The following is a 1,423-nucleotide window of genomic DNA, read 5'->3' as shown; positions in this document are numbered from 1 at the left end:
GTTTGTGTACAATATAAAGTGCCGAGGAAAAAGCTTACTTAATGATCTAATAGAGCTATTGATATAACCCCCTAGGAATCCATATAGAGCCTTATCTTAAGTCGTTGCAGGATGAAAAAGGCATAAAAATTGTGCGTGCTTATGGTAATGCTCAAACCGATATCCAAGCGTACGCAGATGCAGGCATTTCAAAACAACAGACCTATATTTTAGGTAAGTATGCGGGTGATGATAATACACAAACTGTAGGTGATGATTATACGCATCACTTTACAACTGTGGTGACAGCAACCCAAGAGGCTAAGTGCAAGCAAAAGTAACCAAAGCTAATTATGGTACTCCTGAGGAAAAGAAATATTGTAGTTGCGAATGGTTATCATTTGTTTTAATCTGCTGTGGCGTAAGGAAGACTATTCCCTTAGCTAACAGGTTGAATACAACACATTGCTCAAGAGGTCGTACATTGGGAAATGTAAAGATAAGCCAAAAAGCCATTGACAAGCCATCAGCGGTTAAACCAAAGCGCATACCACCCTGCTTGTTGTCAGTAGTTAACTCAACACGGCTGTCGCCGTTTATGCAGCGCATTACACTTACAGGTGAAGCACTAAAAGACTTTCCTGAAGGTTGTCATGGCGCCCATATAAAGCTATTTTTTCCACAGTCCCATCAGCAGCAGCCGATACTTCCCACTATTGGACCTACAGGTGTTGTATGGCCTGCAAAAGAAAACAAGCCAGTGACTCGTACCTATAGTGTTCGCAACTATGACTCGCAGCTCCAGCAGTTAACGGTTGATTTTGTTTTACATGATGAAAGCAGTCCTGCTTCAGGTTGGGCATTAAATGCTAAGAAAGGTGATAAAATTGGGTTAGCGGGTCCTGGGGGACCAAATCCATTATTAGCACCTGCTGACTGGCATATTATAAGTGGTGACATGACCGCACTGCCTGCTATTTCAGCAATACTTGAAATGCTGCCTGAGCAAGCTCAAGGAGATGTATTTATTGAAGTTAATAATCCTAGTGAACAGCAGGAGCTAACGACGGCAGCTAAGGGTATTAAGATTCACTGGTTGTATAGTGAAAGTCAGCTTGCAGGTACAACATCACTTCAGTTAGAAGCTATTCAAAAAATAAGCCAACCAGCTCATGTAGAATCCATATCAGCTTGGGTTGCTGGTGAAAATACTGCAGTAATTAATATTCGTAATTACTTAAAAGAAAAATATGGTTTGCATAAGAAAAACCTTTATGCTGTACCTTATTGGCGCTATGGCTTTAATGAAGAGGGGTATCATGCTGAGCGGCACAAAGTTATGGATGAGGTATATTAACGCGATGCTCGACTTTTATTAGTTTGAAATGACAACCCCTGACCCCAACCTTTGTTTTGCCGAAACAAATTCAAAGGGACAGGGGAT

General features: G+C 41.2%; 3 protein-coding genes. 2 read left to right on the top strand and 1 reads right to left on the bottom strand.

The window, feature by feature from the left end:
* Positions 1-104 precede the first annotated feature (104 nt).
* Positions 105-320: an LNS2 domain-containing protein gene (locus F607_RS0127125; RefSeq protein ID WP_027710482.1), complete on the top strand. Its 216-nt coding sequence runs from the start codon at positions 105-107 to the stop codon at positions 318-320.
* Between the two features lie 10 nt (positions 321-330).
* On the opposite strand, the gene F607_RS33890 is transcribed toward F607_RS0127125, so the two are convergent.
* A complete protein-coding gene (locus F607_RS33890) occupies positions 331-588 on the bottom strand; it encodes a hypothetical protein (protein ID WP_084611442.1) in 258 nt (85 codons plus the stop codon).
* On the opposite strand from F607_RS33890, the gene F607_RS0127120 reads away from it, so the two are divergent.
* Positions 578-1,336, top strand: a complete 759-nt coding sequence (locus tag F607_RS0127120; protein ID WP_084611441.1) for a siderophore-interacting protein — start codon at positions 578-580, stop codon at positions 1,334-1,336. The two genes, F607_RS33890 and F607_RS0127120, sit on opposite strands and share 11 nt — an antisense overlap.
* Positions 1,337-1,423: the final 87 nt, after the last annotated feature.

It is taken from the genome of Zooshikella ganghwensis DSM 15267, from assembly GCF_000428585.1.
GTDB lineage: Bacteria > Pseudomonadota > Gammaproteobacteria > Pseudomonadales > Zooshikellaceae > Zooshikella > Zooshikella ganghwensis.
Note: the sequence above shows the minus strand (reverse complement) of the source record. Positions and strands in the feature narration are given on the sequence as shown.